This window comes from Aestuariimicrobium sp. p3-SID1156 (assembly GCF_025144225.1).
In the GTDB taxonomy this organism is placed as follows: Bacteria; Actinomycetota; Actinomycetes; order Propionibacteriales; family Propionibacteriaceae; genus Aestuariimicrobium.
The window spans coordinates 486998-504522 of sequence record NZ_JALXXB010000002.1; the positions used below are offsets into that span (position 1 = coordinate 486998).

Sequence of the window (17525 nt, forward strand, 5' to 3'; positions counted from 1 at the left end):
GGTGGAGGACCGCCGGCGCCGCTCGGCGGCTTCGCCGCGCCCCGCTCGCCCGCAGCCCGCGAGTACGTCCCGAGTCACCCGTGACCGACGTGATCACCGCTCCCAGCGTGACCGGGGCCGCAAGGTCTACAAGCCCGCCCTGCGCATCCCCCTGAAGCGTCAGGCCACACGCATCAACATCCTGGGCCTCATCATGGCCCTGGTCCTGACCAGCTTCCTTGGCCGCGCCTTCCTCCTGCAGGCATTCGATGCCCGCGCCTACGCGAGCCAGGCCGCTGCCGCCATGAAGGCGTCCAAGACGTTGGTGCCCCAGCGTGGCTCGATCACCGACCGCAACGGCATGGTGCTCGCGGCGTCGGAGCCGGCAGTCAAGATCATCGCCGACCCACTGATGATCGCCCGGAACGGGGTTGACCCGCGCCTCGAGATGGGGCCCAAGCAGACCGCGAAGGCGAAAGCCGCACCCGGCGCGATCGCCGACATCCTGGTGAAACACATCGGCGGCAACCACGACGAGTACCTGCGCGTCCTGACCGACACCGGACGCAAGCACTACGCGATCGTTGCCGAAAAGGTGCCGGCCTACACCTTCCAGCAGATCGCGAAGGAGCTGGCTGAGGGGAAGTGGTTCGGGGTCTACAAGGAGGATGACCCGATCCGCTACTACCCCTCGGGCGACGTGGTCTCCGGGGTCGTCGGCTTCATGGGCACGGACGACAAGACCGGCCAGCCAGTGGGCACCGGTGGGCTGGAATACACCTTCAACAAGCAGCTCACCGGCACCTATGGCAAGGAGATCTTTGACACCTCCCGCAATGGGCGCATCCCGCTGGGCAATCGCACCCTCATCCCGGCCACCAACGGTGCCGACCTGCAGTTGACCATCGACTCGGAGATGCAGCTGTTCGCCAACCAGGCGCTGGCCAAGGGCATCACCGACGCGGGTGCCAAGAACGGCATGGCCATCGTCATGGACGTCAAGACTGGCGAGCTGCTCGCTATCTCCACGTCTCCTGGCTTCGACTCCAACACTCCCGCCAAGGCCGACCCGGAAAACCTGGGCAATACGGCCGCGAGCGCCCCCTATGAGCCCGGTTCGGTCCAGAAGGTGCTGACCCTGGCCGCGCTGACCGACGCGGGGAGGATGACCCCCGATACCCGCGTCGAGATCCCTGCCCGCCTGCCCTCCGGTGACGGCCTGATCAAGGACGCCTGGCCCCACGGCACGATCTACCTCACCGGGCGCGGCGTGATGGCCAATTCCTCCAACATCGGCACGGTGCTGCTCGCGCGGCAGATGCCCAAGGCACAGATGCTGTCCTACTACGCCAAGTTCGGTCTGGGTCGCAAGACCAATGTCGGACTGCCCGGCGAGTCCAGCGGCTGGCTGCCGAAGGAGGACATGCCCAACTACTCCTATGACCAGATCGTGTTCGGCCAGGGCCTCACCACCAATGCCCTGCAGATGGCGGCCGCTGTCGCCGCCGTGGCGAACAAGGGCGTCTACGTTGCACCCAAGCTGCTGCGGGCCAGCAGCAATGACGAGGGCCAGCTGGTGCCCACCCCGCAAGGGGAAACCCGGCGGGTCATCTCGGAGAAGGCTGCCCGCCAGACGGTGGAGATGATGGAGTCAGTCATCACCAAGAGCGAGGATCGCACCATCGCCAATTACAGGGTCGCGGGCAAGACTGGGACGGCCCAGCGCGTCGACCCGAGCTGTGGCTGCTACCGCGGTTACACCGCCAGCTTCGTCGGGGTTGCCCCTGCCGAGGACCCGCGCCTGCTGGTCTACGTGGTGATCGACCAGCCCACCCGTGGCAGCGATGGCTCGAAGCTCGCCCTTCCGGTGGCCCAGCAGATCATGTCGACGGCCCTGCCGCGATACGGTGTGAAACCATCCAGCACTCCGGCTCCGAAGGGGCCGCTCGAGTACAAGCCGTGAGGTCGATGTGAGCACGCCGCAGGAAGAGTGGAGCCTTCGTGCCCTCCTGGACGCCGCCGGTGTCCGGGCCGTCATCCACCACGCCGACGCCCCCCTCCCGGAAGCCCCGGGCGATCCGGGTGAGGAGAGCCGCCAGGGCGACTCAACCGACCCGCGGGTCACCTCCCTGCAGTTCGACTCCCGCCGGGTACAGCCCGGTTCCCTCTACCTGGCCATGCCCGGCCAGAGCACGCATGGCGCACGCTTCGCGCAGGGAGCCGTCGAGCAGGGGGCTGTCGGCGTCCTCACGGATGCGGAAGGGCTCAAGATCGCCGGGGACGTGCGGGTGCCCGTGGTCGTGGTCGAGGAACCACGTGTTGCCATGGCCGCACTGGCAGTGGCCTTCCACCACCAGCCCTCCTCCCGCGTCCCGATGTTCGCCGTGACCGGCACCAATGGCAAGACGACGACCATGTTCCTGCTGGACGCCGCCCTGAGCGCGCTGGGTCTGAAGGTCGGCACCCTGGGCACCATTGGCTTCCGGCTGGGCGGGGAGGCGTTGGAATGGCAGACCTCGACGGTCACCACCCCGGAGGCCCCCGACCTCCAGGAGCTGTTCGACCAGATGATCGGCCGTGGTGCCATGGCGGTGGCGATGGAGGTCTCCTCCCATGCCCTGGCGCTGCACAGGGCCGACGGCACCCGCTTCCGCGTGGCCGGCTTCACGATGCTCGGGCGCGACCACCTGGACTTTCACCGCACCATGGAGGACTACTTCTGCGCGAAGGCGCGGCTGTTCACCAGTGACCTGAGCGAGCAGGTGGTGGTCAACGCCGACAGCGACTGGGGTCGGCGTCTGGTCGGGATGGTGCGCGAAAGCCAGCCCGGCAAGCCCATCACCACCGTCGGACGGCACCCGTCCGCGGACGTGCGCATCGTCCATGACGTGCTCACCGGCGATGGGTTGGGCCGCCATGTCGGCCTCGAGGTGGCCGGCGAACGGGTGGACTTCATCCTGTCCATGCCCGGAGACCACAATGTGGAGAATGCCGCCCTCGCCCTCGCCATGGTGCGCGCGGCCGGCCTGGACCTGCGCGTGGCCAGCCGCGGGCTGGCCCACGCCCAGGTGCCCGGGCGCATGCAGCAGGTGGACCTCGGCCCCGGTGCGCCCACGGTCGTCGTCGACTTCGCCCACACCCCCCAGGCGGTCGAGGAGGCCATCGAGGCGGTGGTCGTGCCCGGCCGCACCATCACGGTGATCGGCGCCGGCGGCGACCGCGACCGCGAGAAGCGACCCTTGATGGGTGCCGCCGCCGGACGGGGCTCCGACATTGTCGTGGTCACCGACGACAACCCCCGCACCGAGGACCCGGCCGCGATTCGGGCGGCTGTCACCGAGGGTGTCAGCACCACCAACGCTGAACTCCTCGAGATCCCGGGGCGCCGCCAGGCGATTCGCGAGGCACTGCAGCGCGCAGGTGCCGACGATGTTGTGCTGGTCCTGGGCAAGGGTCACGAGCGCGGACAGATCGTGGGGGCCCAGGTACTGGACTTCGACGACGTCGAGGTCGCGCGTGAGCAATGGGCCTCCCTGCAACGCGAATCGGAGGGATCGGCACGATGAGGAAGCGCACCGCCAGCTGGCTTGCGGAGGTGACCGGCGGACGGGTCGTCGGTGGAGCCGTGGAGGACCTCGGCGCCCTCGAAGTCGGTCCCGATGTGGTGATCGACAGCCGCAAGACCACCGCCGGCGCACTGTTCGTTGCACTCCAGGGCGAGCACGTCGATGGCCACGACTTCGTGGAGTCCGCTCGCGACGGAGGTGCGGGAGCTGCCCTGACCAGCCGCGACATGGGCACAGTCCTGCCCCAGGTGATGGTCGAGGACAGCCTCACAGGACTGACCGACCTCGCCACCGCCGTGGTGGCTGATGCCCACCAGGAGAACGCGTTGATCGTGCTGGCGATCACCGGGTCCTCGGGCAAGACCTCGACCAAGGACATCCTGGCCCAGCTGCTGGAGGCCGCCGGCCCGACCGTCTCGCCGGTGGGCTCCTTCAACAACGAGATCGGCGTGCCGCTCACCGCCTGCGGGGTCGACAGGACCACCCGCTACCTGGTCAGCGAGATGGGGGCTCGCGGTCCGGGTCACATCACCTGGCTCTGCGACATCGTCCAACCCGACGTCTCGCTCGTGCTCAACGTGGGCAGCGCCCACCTCGGTGAGTTCGGATCGGTGGAGGGCATCGCTCGGGCCAAGGGCGAGATCGTCGAGGCACTCCAGGACTCCGGCTGGGCCGTCCTCAACCTCGACGACCCGAGGGTCGCCGCGATGGCAGGACGCACCAGCGCCCGCCATGCCTGGTTCACCACGACGGACGCGCCCGCGCCCTCCGGTGAACTGGTCGTCCGCGCGCTGGACGCCCGGTCCGACGACCTCCAGCGACACAGTTTCACCCTCGTGGTGGACAACCCCGGCGTCCTCGAGGGAGTTCCCGAGCACAGCGAGCACTCGATCAGCCTGAGCCTCCTCGGCAGCCACCAGGTCGCCAACGCCGTGGCGGCCGCAGCCGCCGCTCTGGTCGCCGGCGTCCCCCTGGAGACCATTGCCAGCACGCTGTCAGCTCTGGAGCATCGGTCCCGCTGGCGCATGGAACTGGTCGAACGCGCCGACGGTGCTGCCGTCCTGAACGACGCCTACAACGCGAACCCTGACTCCATGCGCGCTGCCCTGGCCACGCTGGCCCGGCTGGGGGAGTCGCGCCGACGCGCCCATCCCGGCGCCCACGTCATCGCAGTCCTGGGCGACATGCTGGAACTCGGCCCTGACGCCGCTCACCTCCACCACCAGGTCGGCCGCGCAGCCGCCGAGGCGGGTGCCGATGAGGTGCTGGCCCTGGGTGACCACGCCCGGGACCTGCTGGCGGGCGTCCTCGAGGCGGGGGGCTCTGGTCGCATCGCGACACGGGAGGAGGCCTCCTCGCTAGTCTTGCGCCCAGGTGATGTCATGCTGGTCAAGGCATCGCGAGGTCTTGGTCTGGAACGGGTCGCGGACGCGATCCTGTCGGCGACCGGAGCCGAGCAGAACGAAGCGAAAGAAGAACAGGTGAACGTGTCCCGGGAGCCCCACGCATGAGAACGATCCTTCTGGCCGGCCTCTTCTCGCTGGTCGGAACCCTGCTGGGGACTCGGTTGCTGATCACCTTCCTGGTGCGCAAGGGCTATGGCCAGTTCATCCGCGATGACGGCCCGACCAGCCACAACACCAAGCGCGGCACGCCCACCATGGGCGGCATCGTCATCATCCTGGCGGTCGACCTTGCCTATGTCATCGCCCACCTGATCACCCTCACCCCGCCGACGATCCCCGCGGTGCTGGTGCTCTACCTGTTCACCGGGCTCGGTTTCATCGGCTTCCTGGACGACTGGACCAAGATCAGGAAGCAGCGCTCGCTCGGCCTCAACGCCAAGGGCAAGCTTTTCGGGCAGACCTTCGTGGCCATCAGCTTTGCCGCGGCGGCCCTCCTCTGGGAGGACCAGCGCGGCCTGACCCCCGCCTCCCCGGCGATCTCCTTCCTGCGCGACATCTCCTGGGCACACCTGCCGATCTGGCTGGCAGCCCTCTGGATCATCCTTCTCATCGCCGGCGCCTCGAACGCGGCCAACCTCACCGACGGTCTGGATGGCCTGCTCGCCGGGTCGGCGACCATGGTCTTCGCCGCCTACGGAATCCTCAGCATCTGGCAGTTCAACCAGTGGTGTGGCCGGACCTCCAGCTACAGCCCACAGTGCTATGACGTGCCCGCACCCCATGACATGGCGGTCGTGGCGGTCGCCCTCGCCGGAGCCTGTTTCGGCTTCCTCTGGTGGAATGCCAAGCCCGCCAAGATCTTCATCGGTGACACTGGTTCCCTGGCCCTGGGTGGCGCCTTCGCAGGCCTGGCCGTGACCACTCGGACCGAGATCCTGCTGGCAATCCTTGGCGGCCTGTTCGTCATCGAGACCCTGTCGGTGATGGGCCAGGTCGGCTGGTTCAAGTTGACCAAGGGCAAGCGCCTGTTCAAGATGGCCCCCATCCACCACCACTTCGAACTCAAGGGCTGGGCCGAGGTCACGGTGGTGATCCGCTTCTGGATCATCTGCGGCCTCTTCGTTTCCGCCGGTCTGGGCATCTTCTACGCCGAATGGTTGTCAGGACTGTGAGCCTCGACTGGATTCCCTCCGCTGATTCCTCCTCCCCCTGGCACGAGGCACATGTCGTCGTCGCCGGCCTGGGACGCTCGGGGTTCGCCGCCGCCGACGCCCTGCTCGAACGTCACGCCCGCGTCACCGTGCTCGACGACGTCGACACCGAGGAGAACCAGGAGAAGCGCACCCTGCTGGAGTTCCTCGACGCCGAGGTGAAGCTCGGCCGCGGCTCCACGGCGGTGCTGCCCCAACAGGTCGACCTGGTGGTCACCTCGCCCGGTTGGCGTCCGGTCGCGCCGCTGCTCGCCCAGGCCGCCGAGCGGGGCATCCCGGTGTGGGGTGAGACGGAGCTGGCCTGGCGCTTCATGCACCCCGGCAGAGTGGTGCCGTGGCTGGGCATCACGGGCACCAATGGCAAGACCACCACCACGCAGATGCTGGACTCGATCCTGCGGGCAGCCGGGCTGAAGGTGGCCTGCGTCGGCAACATCGGGCGTCCGGTGATGGAGGCCGTCAACGACGAGGTTGACTACGACGTCTTCTGCGTGGAGTTGTCCAGCTTCCAACTGCACTACTCGCCCTCACTCCAGTTGCACTCGGCGGCCGTGCTGAACCTGCACGACGACCACCTGGAGTGGTACGCCCACGAGCCCGATCCGATGGCCGCCTACCTCGCCGACAAGGCGCGGATCTACCACATGGTCGCCCACTCCTGCGTCTACAACGTCGCCGACCGGCGCACCGAGCAGATGGTCGAGGACGCTGAGGTCACCGAGGGTGCTCGCGCCATCGGCTTCACCCTGGGCATCCCCGGTCCCTCAATGGTGGGAGTGGTGGAGGACCTGCTGGTCGACCGCGCCTTCGTCGAGCAACGCAAGACCTCCGCCCTCGAGGTGGCCAAGGTCTCCGATGTCCACCCGCCGGCCCCCCACAACATCGAGAACGCCCTGGCAGCGGCTGCACTGGCACGCAGCTTCGGCGTCCCGCCGCAGGCTGTGGGGCAGGGGCTGCGCGAGCTCACCCTGGGCGGCCACCGCATCCAGACGGTTGCCCGCCACGACGGCATCACGTGGGTGGATGACTCCAAGGCCACCAACCCGCACGCGGCGAACTCCTCGATGCGCGCCTTCGACTCCATCATCTGGATCGCCGGCGGCCAGGCCAAGGGGGTCACCTTCGACGAGCTGGTCGAGACCCATCGCGATCGGTTGCGCGGGGCGGTACTGCTGGGGGTCGACCGACAGGTGATCGCGGACGCGCTAGGCCGACACGCGCCGGATGTTCCCGTTCGCGTCATCGACTCGGGTGACACTGGAGCCATGGTCGAGGCGGTGCAGGCCGCCGCCGAGCTCGCCGGCCCGGGTGACACCGTGCTGCTGGCTCCCGGGTGCGCCAGCCGTGACATGTGGACCGGCTACGACGTCCGGGGCGACGACTTCGCCGCCGCCGTTCGCCAGCTCATCGGCCAGGGGGCAGACCGCCCCGAAGCTCCTGAGCAGGCCCAGGAGCCAGAGCAACCATCGTGACGAGAAAGGGGAGGGGCCAGTGACCAGCATCAGGGAGTCCGGCACCCACGCCCCCGGCACCTCCGCGATGCGCTCGCGTTCGAGGTCCGCGAATTCCGGGCTCCCGAAGACCAGCCGTACCGCTCTCGGCCCCGCCGCTGCGCCCGGACGCCAACCCGCCTGGCTTCGATCGGTCCTCGACGACCCCTTCAGTGACCAGTGGCTGGCAGTCTCCTCGGTCGCCCTGCTGGTGGGCATCGGCCTGCTGATGGCGCTGTCCTCCTCCTCGGTGTACGCGCAGGCCAACGGCGACAGTGCCTACTACTACGCGATCCGCCAGGTCATGTTCCTGGCCATCGGTATCCCCGGCGCCTGGATCCTCTCTCGCATGAACGAGCGGGCGCTCAAACCGTTGGGCTGGGCGGCCATCATCCTGGCGCTGGTGCTCCTCCTGCTGACCTTTACCCCCCTGGGGCAGAACATCAAGGGCAACCGCAACTGGCTGCTGCTGGGCCCGATCAGCATGCAGCCCTCGGAGTTCGCCAAGGTCGCCATGATCCTGTGGGGCGCCACGGTGCTGTCCACCAAGGAGAAGCTGCTGGACCAACCCAAGCACCTGCTGTTCCCCCTGCTCGTGGGGGCCCTGGCTGTCTGTGGCCTGGTGCTGCTCCAGGGCGACCTGGGCACCGGCCTGGTCATCGTGGGAATCCTGTTCTCGATCCTGTGGCTGATCGGGACCCCCTGGGTGGTGATGGGCATGCTCATGGGCAGCGGCCTAGCCGTGGTGGGGTTGCTCGTGGTCTCCAGCGAGAACCGCATGACCCGAATCCGGCTCTTCCTGAACCCACCGGACAGCGGAGACATCACCGTCTCCCAGCAGCCGCTGAGTGCGATCTACGCCCTGGCCACCGGTGGGTGGTTCGGCGCGGGACTGGGGGAGTCGAAACAGAAGTGGGGCGGCCTCTATGACGGCGCCCAGAACGACTACGTCTTCGCCGTGCTGGGGGAGGAGATGGGCCTGCTGGGCACCTTTCTGGTGATCCTGCTGTTCGGGCTGCTCGCCTGGACCGGCCTTCGTATCGCGAAGCGCTCCGACACCCTCTTCCTGCGGGTGGTGTCCGGCGCGGTGACCTGTTGGATCATGCTGCAGGCCATGATCAACATCGCCGTCGCGATGAACATGATCCCGGTGATCGGTGTCCCCCTCCCGTTCATCTCCGTGGGTGGCTCGGCGCTGTTGGCCAACCTGCTGGGTGTCGGACTACTGGTGGCCTGTGCCCGTCAGGAGCCTGCTGCCCGCCGTGCTCGCGCTGCCAGGTTGCAGCCCGAGCCTGCCCAGCCCCGCGTCACGACCGTGGTCCAGCGCCGACGCGCGACAGGCCGAGGCTGACCCCCGACGCGGCGGCCTCCACGCGATACCGTGAAGGTGCCTTGGCAGATAGGTTTGCCATGGTGCCGGATGCCACGGAACCGGGACTGACGGGAGTGTGAGATGGACAAGCCCTTGCGGGTGGTGCTGGCTGGTGGGGGCACGGCAGGGCACACCTCACCCCTCATTGCCACTGCGCAGGCCCTCCAACAGGCCACCGACGTCTCTCTGAGCTGCATCGGGACTGCCCGCGGCCTGGAGACCACCGTCATTCCCGCCGCCGGGCTCGAACTCGACCTGGTCGACCCCGTCCCGATGCCGCGTTCGCTCACCCCGCAACTCGCCCTGGTGCCCGCCCGTCTGGTCGGAGCTGTCCGCCAGGCTCGGGCGATCCTGCACAAGCGGGGGGCCGACGTCATGGTCGGCTTCGGAGGCTACGTCTCGATGCCCGCCTACCTGGCCGCGCGCAGCCTGCGCATCCCCATCGTGATCCACGAGCAGAACGCGGTGCCCGGGTTGGCCAACAAGGTTGCCGCTCGCTTCGCCGCCGTCACCGCGACCTCCTTCCCCCAGACCCCCCTGCCCGGTGCCCGGTTCATCGGCCTGCCGGTGCGCACCGAGATCGCGACCCTGGCCACCCAGGGACGCCCGACTCGCGCCGAGGCACGAGAGTCTCTCGGGCTCGACCCCGAGCGTCCCGCCCTGCTGGTGAGCGGCGGCTCGCAGGGTGCCCGCTCGATCAACACCGCCACCGTCGCCGCGCGCGACGAGCTGCTCGCCCAGGGGTTCCAGGTCCTGCACGTCTGGGGGAAGAAGAACTTCAAGCCCGACGAGCATCGCGCCATGACCGACGAGGCCACCGGCGGACGCTACGTCCCCCTCGCCTATGTCGAGGGCATGCAGGAGGCCTATGCCGCCGCCGACCTGATGCTGGGACGCTCCGGGGCCGGGACCGTGGTCGAGACCGCCGTCGTCGGCCTGCCGGGTGTCTTCGTGCCGCTCCCGCACGGCAACGGTGAGCAGGCCCGCAATGCCGATCCCCTGGTTGCTGCCGGGGCAGCAGTCCTGGTGCCCGATGCCGACCTGGACGCCTCTCGACTGGTCTCCGAGGTCAGCCCCCTGCTCTCCGATCACACGAGGCTGGAGGCCATGGCCCGGGCAGGTCGTGACCTGATGCCCGCCGATGCTGCCGCCACGCTCGCCGGTCTGGTGATCGGCTCCGCACGCCCCGAGAGGTCCGCATGAGCCTGCGCACCCCAGTTGACGTCCCGGCCGCGCTCGAACTCGGGCGCGTCCACTTCATCGCCATCGGTGGCGCCGGCATGAGCGGAATCGCCCGGCTCTTCCACGAGCTGGGCGTCCCGGTCAGCGGTTCTGACCAGGTCGACTCAGCCACCCTGCACGAACTGGCGGACCAGGGCATCACCACCTTCGTCGGACACTCCGCCGCCCAGCTCGGCGAGGCGGACACCGTCGTGGTCTCCTCAGCGATCCGGGAGAGCAACCCCGAACTCGTGGAGGCCCGCCGCCGCGGCCTGCGTGTCCTGCACCGTTCCGCCGCCCTGGCCGCCCTGATGCGGGGACGCGTCGGTATCTCCATCGCCGGCACCCACGGCAAGACCACCACCACCGGTATGTGCGCAGTCATGCTCACCGCGGCCGGGGCAGACCCCAGCTATGTCATCGGATCCCCACTCGCATCCAGCGGGACCAGCGCACACCTCGGCACCGGCCAGGCCTTCGTCGTGGAGGCCGATGAGTCCGACGGCTCCTTCCTGCAGTACCCCACCACGGTCGCAGTCGTGACCAATGTCGAGGCAGACCACCTGGACAACTGGGCCACCCCGGAGGCCTACCTGCAGGGCTTCGAGAAGTTCGCCTCCCAGCACGGGGTGCGCGCGCTGGTGGCCGGCGTCGATGACGCGGGTGCCGCCGAACTCGCCCGCCGCATGCGCGACAACGGGCTCGAGGTGATCACCTACGGCACCGGGTCCGACTGCGACGTCCTGCTCGGCAACCTCGACTTCGAGGGCACCCATGCCTCGGCCGACCTCACCTACCGGGGCCACACGGTCCGGCTGCAGCTGCAGGTCCCAGGCAAGTACAACCTGGAGAATGCCGCCGCTGCCTACGCCGTGGGCCGTTTCCTGGGCCTGGACCACGAGGCACTGTTGCGTGGTGCCCGCAGCTTCACCGGCACCCTGCGCCGCTTCCAACTCGTCGGACGGCCGGCGGGCATCGCGGTGTACGACGACTATGCCCACCATCCGACCGAGCTGCGCGCGGCGCTGACCGCCGCCCGCCGTGCCGTCGAGGGTGGGGGACGCCTGGTGGCCTGCTTCCAGCCGCACCTGTTCAGCCGCACCACGGAGTTCGCCGAGGAGTTCGGCGAGGCTCTGGCACTGGCTGATGTCTCCTTCGTGACCGACATCTACGCGGCCCGCGAGGACCCGGTGCCGGGCGTCACCGGAATGCTCGTGGTGGAGGCCGCCCGCCGCCACGGTGCAGACGTCCGCTGGGTGCCGGACAAGGGGGATCTGGCCGGCGAGATCGCCGCGCAGATCCGCCCGGGTGACCTGGTGATGACCCTCGGCGCCGGAGACGTCACCTTGGTCGGGCCCCTGCTGGTTGGCCAGCTCGGGGGGAGCACCGCCTGATGGCCTCCTCGAAGGGTCGTCGACGACGCCGTGAGGGTGTTGCGGCCCTGCCGGTCACGATCACGGACGCCGCCCTGGCCCGACGTCGCAAGCGTTCTCGCCAGCGCCGCAGGCTCTGGCGTCGGCTGGCCGTGCTCGGGACGGCCCTGCTGTTGGCAGTGGTCATCACCTGGCTGGTGGCCTTCAGCCCCGTCCTGGCAGCCAAGCGGGTGCAGGTGAGCGGGGTGCAGGTGCTCAGCGCCCCCAGCGTGACACAGGCAGCAGCGGTACCGCTGGGGCGTCCCCTCGCCCGGATCGACACGGCAACCATCGCGCAGCGCGTGGCGGCACTGCCGCAGGTGGAAAAGGTCCACGTGAACCGTGCGTGGCCCCATACCGTCACCATCGCCGTGACCGAACGCACCCCTGTGCTCCAACGTCGCGACGCTGGTACCTGGCACTGGGTGGATGCCACTGGTCGCAGCTTCCACCAGACCCCGGAGCCGAAGGCGAAGCTCGTCGTGGTGGAGGCCCCGGCGGACCAGCGCATCCTGCGTGACTGTGCCACGGTGTCGGCCTCCCTGAGCCCCAAGCTGCGGCAGGCCCTTCACAAGATGAGTGCCACCTCCCCCGACACCATCACCCTTCACCTGAGCGGTGGACGCACCGTGATCTGGGGCTCAGCCGCGGAATCGGACACCAAGAGCCAGGTGGCGACCGCCCTGCTGGGGGTGAAGGCGACTGTCTTCGACGTCTCCTCCCCGGCGAACCCGACCTCGCGCTGAGCCAGCCCAGGACCTTGGGGCGGGCGTCCCCTCATCGGCCACCACCAAGGTCTAGACCCATGGTTGAGGTTCGCCGATTCCGGGCCCGTTCGATGGACACCCTCGGCGGGGCATCCCATAGGCTGGCGTGGACGACGGGACCGAATGAGCCCGTTCAGAACGAGTGTCCACAGGACGAGTGTTCGGGCAGAGGTGGACAGCCTCGCGTCCCGGGCGTGCTGATATCAACGAGTGAGGCGGGACTGAAGTGGCCAGTGCATCCCAGAACTACCTGGCGGTCATCAAGGTGGTCGGTGTCGGCGGCGGCGGTGTGAATGCTGTCAACCGCATGATCGAGGCCGGTCTGAAGGGTGTCGAGTTCATCGCGATCAACACCGACGCGCAGGCCCTGCTGATGAGTGACGCGGACGTCAAGCTCGACGTCGGCCGTGAGTTGACCCGTGGTCTCGGCGCCGGTGCCGACCCCGAGAAGGGTCGCCAGGCCGCTGAGGACCATTCCGACGAGATCGAGGCCGCCCTCAAGGGTGCCGACATGGTCTTCGTCACCGCAGGTGAGGGTGGTGGCACCGGCACCGGTGGCGCTCCCGTGGTCGCCAAGATCGCCCGCTCGCTGGGCGCGCTGACCATCGGTGTCGTCACCCGCCCATTCAGCTTCGAGGGGCGTCGTCGCTCCAACCAGGCTGAGGAGGGCATCAGCCGCCTCCGCGAGGAGGTCGACACCCTCATCGTCATCCCCAACGACAAGCTGCTCGCCATGACCGACCACCAGGTCGCCATCCTGGAGGCCTTCAAGCAGGCCGACACCGTCCTCCTGCAGGGCGTATCGGGCATCACCGACCTCATCACCACCCCCGGCCTCATCAACCTCGACTTCGCCGACGTGAAGTCGATCATGAAGGACGCCGGCTCGGCCCTGATGGGCATCGGTTCGGCGCGCGGGGAGGACCGCGCCCGCGCCGCCGCCGAGATGGCGATCAGCTCCCCGCTGCTGGAGGCCAGCATCGACGGGGCCCAGGGTGTCCTGCTCTCGATCGCCGGTGGCTCGGACCTGGGCCTGTTCGAGGTCTCGCACGCCGCCCAGCTGATCGAGGAAGCAGCCCACGACGAGGCCAACATCATCTTCGGTACCGTCATCGACGACTCGCTGGGTGACGAGGTGCGCGTCACCGTCATCGCGGCCGGCTTTGCCGATGGAGTGCCCAACCGCCGCCCGCAGCAGGCCCGCCCGAACCTGCAGCAGCGTCCTGCCCAGCAGCCCCCGCAGCAGCCGGGCCAGTCGGGTGCCGGCCAGCCCGGCGTCGGCGGGCAGCCCTCGGGCCAGCAGACCTTGTCCGCTCCCGCCCAGCCGGTGCAGGAACGCCCCGAGCAGATCAGCCGCCCGCGTCCCCAGTTCACCAACGAGACCCTGGGCACCCAGCGTCCGGCCGCCCCGAGCGGCGACGACGACCTGGACGTGCCTGACTTCATGAAGTGACCATGCACCTGTGAGAGGACGCCGCATCCTGCTGGGGTGCGGCGTCCTGTGCATGCGGGCTAGGCTCTGCGCGTGTTCAGACTTCGCATCGGGCCCGAGGCCAATCGTGGCGTGGGCATCGCCTTCACTGATCGCCACGGGGGAGTCTCGGCCCCCGACATGGGCCCGCTCAACCTGGGCCGCACCCTCGACGACGAGCTGGCCAATGTCGAGACCAATTTCGAGCGCGTCCGGCGCGCCCTGGGGGTGCAGAAGCTGGTGACCACCAGCCAGGTCCATGGGCCGGAGGTACTCACCGTCGACGATGACGTGCTCCACCAGTGGGGTCCGCGTGCGCATCTGGGGGCACCGGCAGGAGAGCGCAGCCTGGTCGAGGCCGACGCCATGGTGACCGCACTGCCCGATGTCGGACTCTGCATCCGGGTCGCCGACTGTGTCCCCGTGCTCCTGGCCGACGTGGACTCCGGTGTGCTGGGCGCCGCGCATGCTGGGCGCGTGGGGTTCCTGGCGGGCGTGCTGGTCAGGACTGTCGAGAGGATGCGGGAGCTGGGCGCCGGGGAGATCGTGGCCTGGATCGGGCCCCATGTCTGTGGTGACTGCTACGAGGTGCCCGCCGAGATGGCAGAGCAGGTGTCCAGGACCCACCCCGAGGCGGTGACCCGCACCAGCTGGGGGACGCCTGGCCTCGACCTGGGGCAGGCTTGCGAGGTGCAGTTGGTCGAGCTGGGCGTGCAGCCCGTGCGACTTGACCCCTGCACCCGGACCGAGCCCGACCTGCACTCCCATCGTCGCGATGGTGAGCGTGCCGGCCGCATGGGCGCCCTGATTTGGCGCGTGTCGCGCCCCACCTGACACCACCGAGCACGCCATTCCGTTAGCGTGGACGCCGAGTCGCCGTTGGCCCGAAGCACGGCGGGACCGCACCACGGTTGCCACGGGAATCACAGTTGGAAGGGGTACTTCACATGGCGGGACAGATCCGCAAGGCCGCTGCCTGGTTGGGCATCGTCCCTGACGAGCGCTACGACGAGGACTACGACGTGGACGACGCCTATGACGAGTACACCGAGCAGTTCGTGGACGCCGACGTGGAGGAGGCGGAGCCCTCCGCCGTGACCCGGCTCACCCGCGACCAGGGGCACCGCGACCAGGGGCACCGTGATCAGGGGCACCGTGATCAGGGGCACCGTGAGTCCCGCATTCGCGAGAATGCAGTCGTTCGTCGTGAGGAGGACCAGCCCGTGGCCCAGACCCGAGGCGCCAGCGTCGCCACCACCCGCTCGTCGCGTCCCGAGTCGGTGGCCACCGACCTGAGCCGCATCGTGACGGTGCACCCCCGCACCTACAACGAGGCGCGCACCATCGGGGAGCACTTCCGTGACGGCGTGCCGGTGATCATGAACGTCTCCGACATGGACGACGCCGACGCCAAGCGACTGATCGACTTCGCTGCCGGGCTCACCTTTGGGCTGCGTGGCACGATTGAGAAAGTGACGAACAGGGTCTTCCTGCTCTCGCCACCCAATGTGAACGTGACCGCCGAGGACAAGGAACGCATCGCCTCGGGAGGATTCTTCAACCAGAGCTGACCTCTGGACCGATGACGAGGAGGGGTCGTGGCAATGATCGGCCTGGTGCTGGCGCTGGCACTCAACCTCTACATGTTCCTCTTCTTCGTCAGGATGATCATGTCCTTCGTGCCGTTGGCCAGTCCCGGCTTCCAGCCGCGCGGGCTGGTGCTCGTCCTCTTCGAGACCGTCTACACGCTCACCGACCCGCTCATCCGGTTCTACGAGCGGTTCATCCCTCCGCTGAGGCTGGGTGGAGTTGCCGTCTCGCTGGGTTTCCTGGCCGCCTGGTTCACCCTGGTGCTGGCACGGCGGCTTGTCTGGCTGCTGTTCTGACAGACCCGGAGCCAGCTCTGAGGAGCTCTGCGTTGGCCCACTTCTTTCCCGCAGCGACAGGCTGCGATAGCCTGAACCCGATCCGTGCGCGGGAAACGCGCTGCGGTGCCACTGTTGTCCGCTTCCTCCGGCGCGTCCGCGCGGGAGGGGGCCCCGATTCTTGGAGTAGACAATGACGCTGAGCCTCAACGAGGTCCGCGACGTTCGGTTCCCGATGGCACGCCGCGCCAATGAGGGCTACCGTGCCGGTGAGGTCGACGACTTCGTGGACAAGGTGTACGCCACCATGACCACCCTCACTGACGAGAACGAACGCCTCAAGTCGCAGATGAGCGCCCTCAACGAGGATTCTCGCGTCGCGCAGAACAGCGCGGCCTCCGACGAGCTGCGCGCCGAGAACGAGCGTCTGAAGTCAGAGCTGGAGGCAGCCCGTGCCGAGAGCCAGACCCGTGTCTCCGTGACCCAGCCCGACCAGGGCCAGCTGAGCCAGGCCCGCGAGGAGCTGGACCGCCTCCGGCGTGAGAACGCAGAGCTGCAGCAGCGCGAGCAGCAGCTGCGCTCCGAGCTCGACACTGCCCGTACCCAGCAGGCGCAGAGCCTTGCGGGTTCCGGCAAGGTCGAGCACATCACGGTCAGCACCAGCGATCAGGCCTCCCCGGTGGTCATCCGTCTGGTCCAGCTGGCCACGGAGCAGGCCGAGAATTTGGTCTCCGAGGCCGAGGCCGAGGCAGCCCGCAAGCGCGCCGACGCCGAGCGCGAGGCCGACCAGACCACCTCTGCGGCCCGCGCGGAGGCCGAGCGCATCAACAACGAGGCGCGCGAGAACTCCGAGCGCATGGCCCGCGAGGCCCAGCAGCGCGCAGACCAGGTGGACGTCGACGCCCGCAACCGCCGTGGCGAGCTGTTCACCGAGCTGGAGCGTGAGCGCGACGAGTTCCAGGGCAAGGTCGACCAGCTGCGCAGCTACGAGTCGGACTATCGCCAGCGCATCATCGGTCACCTGCGCCAGCAGGCCGAGGCCATCGAGAAGCACGACATGCAGCCGGGAGAAGCGCCCTCGCTGCTGGGTGACGAGCGTGGCAAGTCCGCCACCCCGCGCCTGGACGCCCTGCTGGCCAACAAGCACTGACAGCCGGGCAGGTCCGACCAGACTCCCTGCACCCCTCCGCTCCGGGTGGGCCCCCAGCCCCCCGGAGCCTTGTGCGTCGTCCGGGTGTTGCGCGCAGGGGCCTATTCGGTAGGGCTTGACAATGGGTGTATCTTGCTTCCCATCACACTGCACTTCCCCACAACCTGTACTTCAAGGAGAACCCATGACGGCCAAGGCTGCCGAGGACGCCGCTGTCCAGCTGCCCGTGCGCGAGGGCGAGGACCCCTGGACCGACGAGGAGGTTGTGGAGGTTCGCGAAGAGTTGACCAGTGAGATCGAGCGCATGACGCGTGCGATCGCGGCCGCGGAGGCTGAACTGGCCGAACTGCTCTCCGAGGGCTCGGTGGGAGCTGGCCGAGACCCCGCCGATGTCGGTTCCTCCAACTTCGAACGCGACCAGGAGATGTCCCTGGCGAGCAACAGCCGCGAGATGCTCGAGCAGAACCAGCACGCCCTGCGCCTGTTGGAGCAGGGCAAGTACGGCTATTGCGAGAACTGCGGCCAGCCGATCGGCAAGGCCCGCTTGCAGGCCTTCCCGCGCGCGACCATGTGCGTGGCCTGCAAGCAGCGCTCGGAGCGCCGCTGACTCGTGGA

The 17525-nt window shown here is 68.6% G+C and carries 15 protein-coding genes; all 15 read left to right on the forward strand.

Annotated elements, in window-relative coordinates:
* The first annotated feature begins 151 nt into the window (after positions 1-151).
* Positions 152-1942, forward strand: a complete 1791-nt coding sequence (locus M3G03_RS05030) for a peptidoglycan D,D-transpeptidase FtsI family protein (RefSeq protein ID WP_396121890.1) — start codon at positions 152-154, stop codon at positions 1940-1942.
* A gap of 7 nt (positions 1943-1949) precedes the next feature.
* On the forward strand, positions 1950-3545 hold the full coding sequence (locus tag M3G03_RS05035) for a UDP-N-acetylmuramoyl-L-alanyl-D-glutamate--2,6-diaminopimelate ligase (protein WP_259808559.1): 1596 nt from the start codon (positions 1950-1952) through the stop codon (positions 3543-3545).
* On the forward strand, positions 3542-5056 hold the full coding sequence (gene murF, locus M3G03_RS05040) for a UDP-N-acetylmuramoyl-tripeptide--D-alanyl-D-alanine ligase (RefSeq protein ID WP_259808560.1): 1515 nt from the start codon (positions 3542-3544) through the stop codon (positions 5054-5056). Before M3G03_RS05035 ends, murF begins: the two co-directional genes overlap by 4 nt.
* The gene (gene mraY, locus M3G03_RS05045; protein ID WP_259808562.1) at positions 5053-6123 is read left to right on the forward strand and encodes a phospho-N-acetylmuramoyl-pentapeptide-transferase; all 1071 of its coding nucleotides are present in this window, start codon (positions 5053-5055) and stop codon (positions 6121-6123) included. Before murF ends, mraY begins: the two co-directional genes overlap by 4 nt.
* Positions 6105-7634 (forward strand): UDP-N-acetylmuramoyl-L-alanine--D-glutamate ligase, encoded by a 1530-nt coding sequence (murD, locus tag M3G03_RS05050; protein ID WP_259808563.1) that lies wholly within the window; start codon positions 6105-6107, stop codon positions 7632-7634. Before mraY ends, murD begins: the two co-directional genes overlap by 19 nt.
* Positions 7635-7653: 19 nt before the next feature.
* Positions 7654-9003, forward strand: coding sequence for a putative lipid II flippase FtsW (gene ftsW, locus M3G03_RS05055; protein WP_259808564.1), 1350 nt, complete (start codon positions 7654-7656; stop codon positions 9001-9003).
* Between the two features lie 102 nt (positions 9004-9105).
* Entirely contained in the window at positions 9106-10227 is a 1122-nt protein-coding gene (murG, locus tag M3G03_RS05060; RefSeq protein WP_259808565.1) for an undecaprenyldiphospho-muramoylpentapeptide beta-N-acetylglucosaminyltransferase, read from the forward strand.
* Positions 10224-11639 carry a UDP-N-acetylmuramate--L-alanine ligase gene (murC, locus tag M3G03_RS05065; protein WP_259808566.1) on the forward strand — a complete coding sequence of 472 codons (1416 nt, stop codon included), beginning with the start codon at positions 10224-10226 and terminating at the stop codon, positions 11637-11639. The genes murG and murC overlap by 4 nt, the downstream gene beginning before the upstream one ends.
* A complete protein-coding gene (locus M3G03_RS05070; RefSeq protein WP_259808567.1) occupies positions 11639-12403 on the forward strand; it encodes a cell division protein FtsQ/DivIB in 765 nt (254 codons plus the stop codon). The genes murC and M3G03_RS05070 overlap by 1 nt, the downstream gene beginning before the upstream one ends.
* A gap of 247 nt (positions 12404-12650) precedes the next feature.
* Positions 12651-13877, forward strand: coding sequence for a cell division protein FtsZ (gene ftsZ, locus M3G03_RS05075; protein ID WP_259808568.1), 1227 nt, complete (start codon positions 12651-12653; stop codon positions 13875-13877).
* A gap of 72 nt (positions 13878-13949) precedes the next feature.
* On the forward strand, positions 13950-14729 hold the full coding sequence (locus M3G03_RS05080) for a polyphenol oxidase family protein (RefSeq protein WP_259808569.1): 780 nt from the start codon (positions 13950-13952) through the stop codon (positions 14727-14729).
* 113 nt (positions 14730-14842) lie between these two features.
* Positions 14843-15466, forward strand: coding sequence for a cell division protein SepF (locus tag M3G03_RS05085; protein WP_259808570.1), 624 nt, complete (start codon positions 14843-14845; stop codon positions 15464-15466).
* Positions 15467-15499: 33 nt separating this feature from the next.
* The gene (locus M3G03_RS05090) at positions 15500-15781 is read left to right on the forward strand and encodes a YggT family protein (RefSeq protein ID WP_259808617.1); all 282 of its coding nucleotides are present in this window, start codon (positions 15500-15502) and stop codon (positions 15779-15781) included.
* A gap of 172 nt (positions 15782-15953) precedes the next feature.
* On the forward strand, positions 15954-16910 hold the full coding sequence (locus tag M3G03_RS05095; protein ID WP_259808571.1) for a DivIVA domain-containing protein: 957 nt from the start codon (positions 15954-15956) through the stop codon (positions 16908-16910).
* Positions 16911-17094: 184 nt separating this feature from the next.
* The gene (locus M3G03_RS05100) at positions 17095-17517 is read left to right on the forward strand and encodes a TraR/DksA family transcriptional regulator (protein WP_259808572.1); all 423 of its coding nucleotides are present in this window, start codon (positions 17095-17097) and stop codon (positions 17515-17517) included.
* Positions 17518-17525 lie beyond the last annotated feature (8 nt).

Excerpts from the sequence above, each read along its gene's own strand:
- murF (WP_259808560.1), top strand. The coding sequence starts at position 3,542 with ATGAGGAAGCGCACCGCCAGCTGGCTTGCGGAGGTGACCGGCGGACGG.
- mraY (WP_259808562.1), top strand. The coding sequence starts at position 5,053 with ATGAGAACGATCCTTCTGGCCGGCCTCTTCTCGCTGGTCGGAACCCTG.
- murD (WP_259808563.1), top strand. The coding sequence starts at position 6,105 with ATGGTTGTCAGGACTGTGAGCCTCGACTGGATTCCCTCCGCTGATTCC.
- murG (WP_259808565.1), top strand. The coding sequence starts at position 9,106 with ATGGACAAGCCCTTGCGGGTGGTGCTGGCTGGTGGGGGCACGGCAGGG.
- murC (WP_259808566.1), top strand. The coding sequence starts at position 10,224 with ATGAGCCTGCGCACCCCAGTTGACGTCCCGGCCGCGCTCGAACTCGGG.
- M3G03_RS05070 (WP_259808567.1), top strand. The coding sequence starts at position 11,639 with ATGGCCTCCTCGAAGGGTCGTCGACGACGCCGTGAGGGTGTTGCGGCC.
- M3G03_RS05085 (WP_259808570.1), top strand. The coding sequence starts at position 14,843 with ATGGCGGGACAGATCCGCAAGGCCGCTGCCTGGTTGGGCATCGTCCCT.
- M3G03_RS05090 (WP_259808617.1), top strand. The coding sequence starts at position 15,500 with ATGATCGGCCTGGTGCTGGCGCTGGCACTCAACCTCTACATGTTCCTC.
- M3G03_RS05095 (WP_259808571.1), top strand. The coding sequence starts at position 15,954 with ATGACGCTGAGCCTCAACGAGGTCCGCGACGTTCGGTTCCCGATGGCA.
- M3G03_RS05100 (WP_259808572.1), top strand. The coding sequence starts at position 17,095 with ATGACGGCCAAGGCTGCCGAGGACGCCGCTGTCCAGCTGCCCGTGCGC.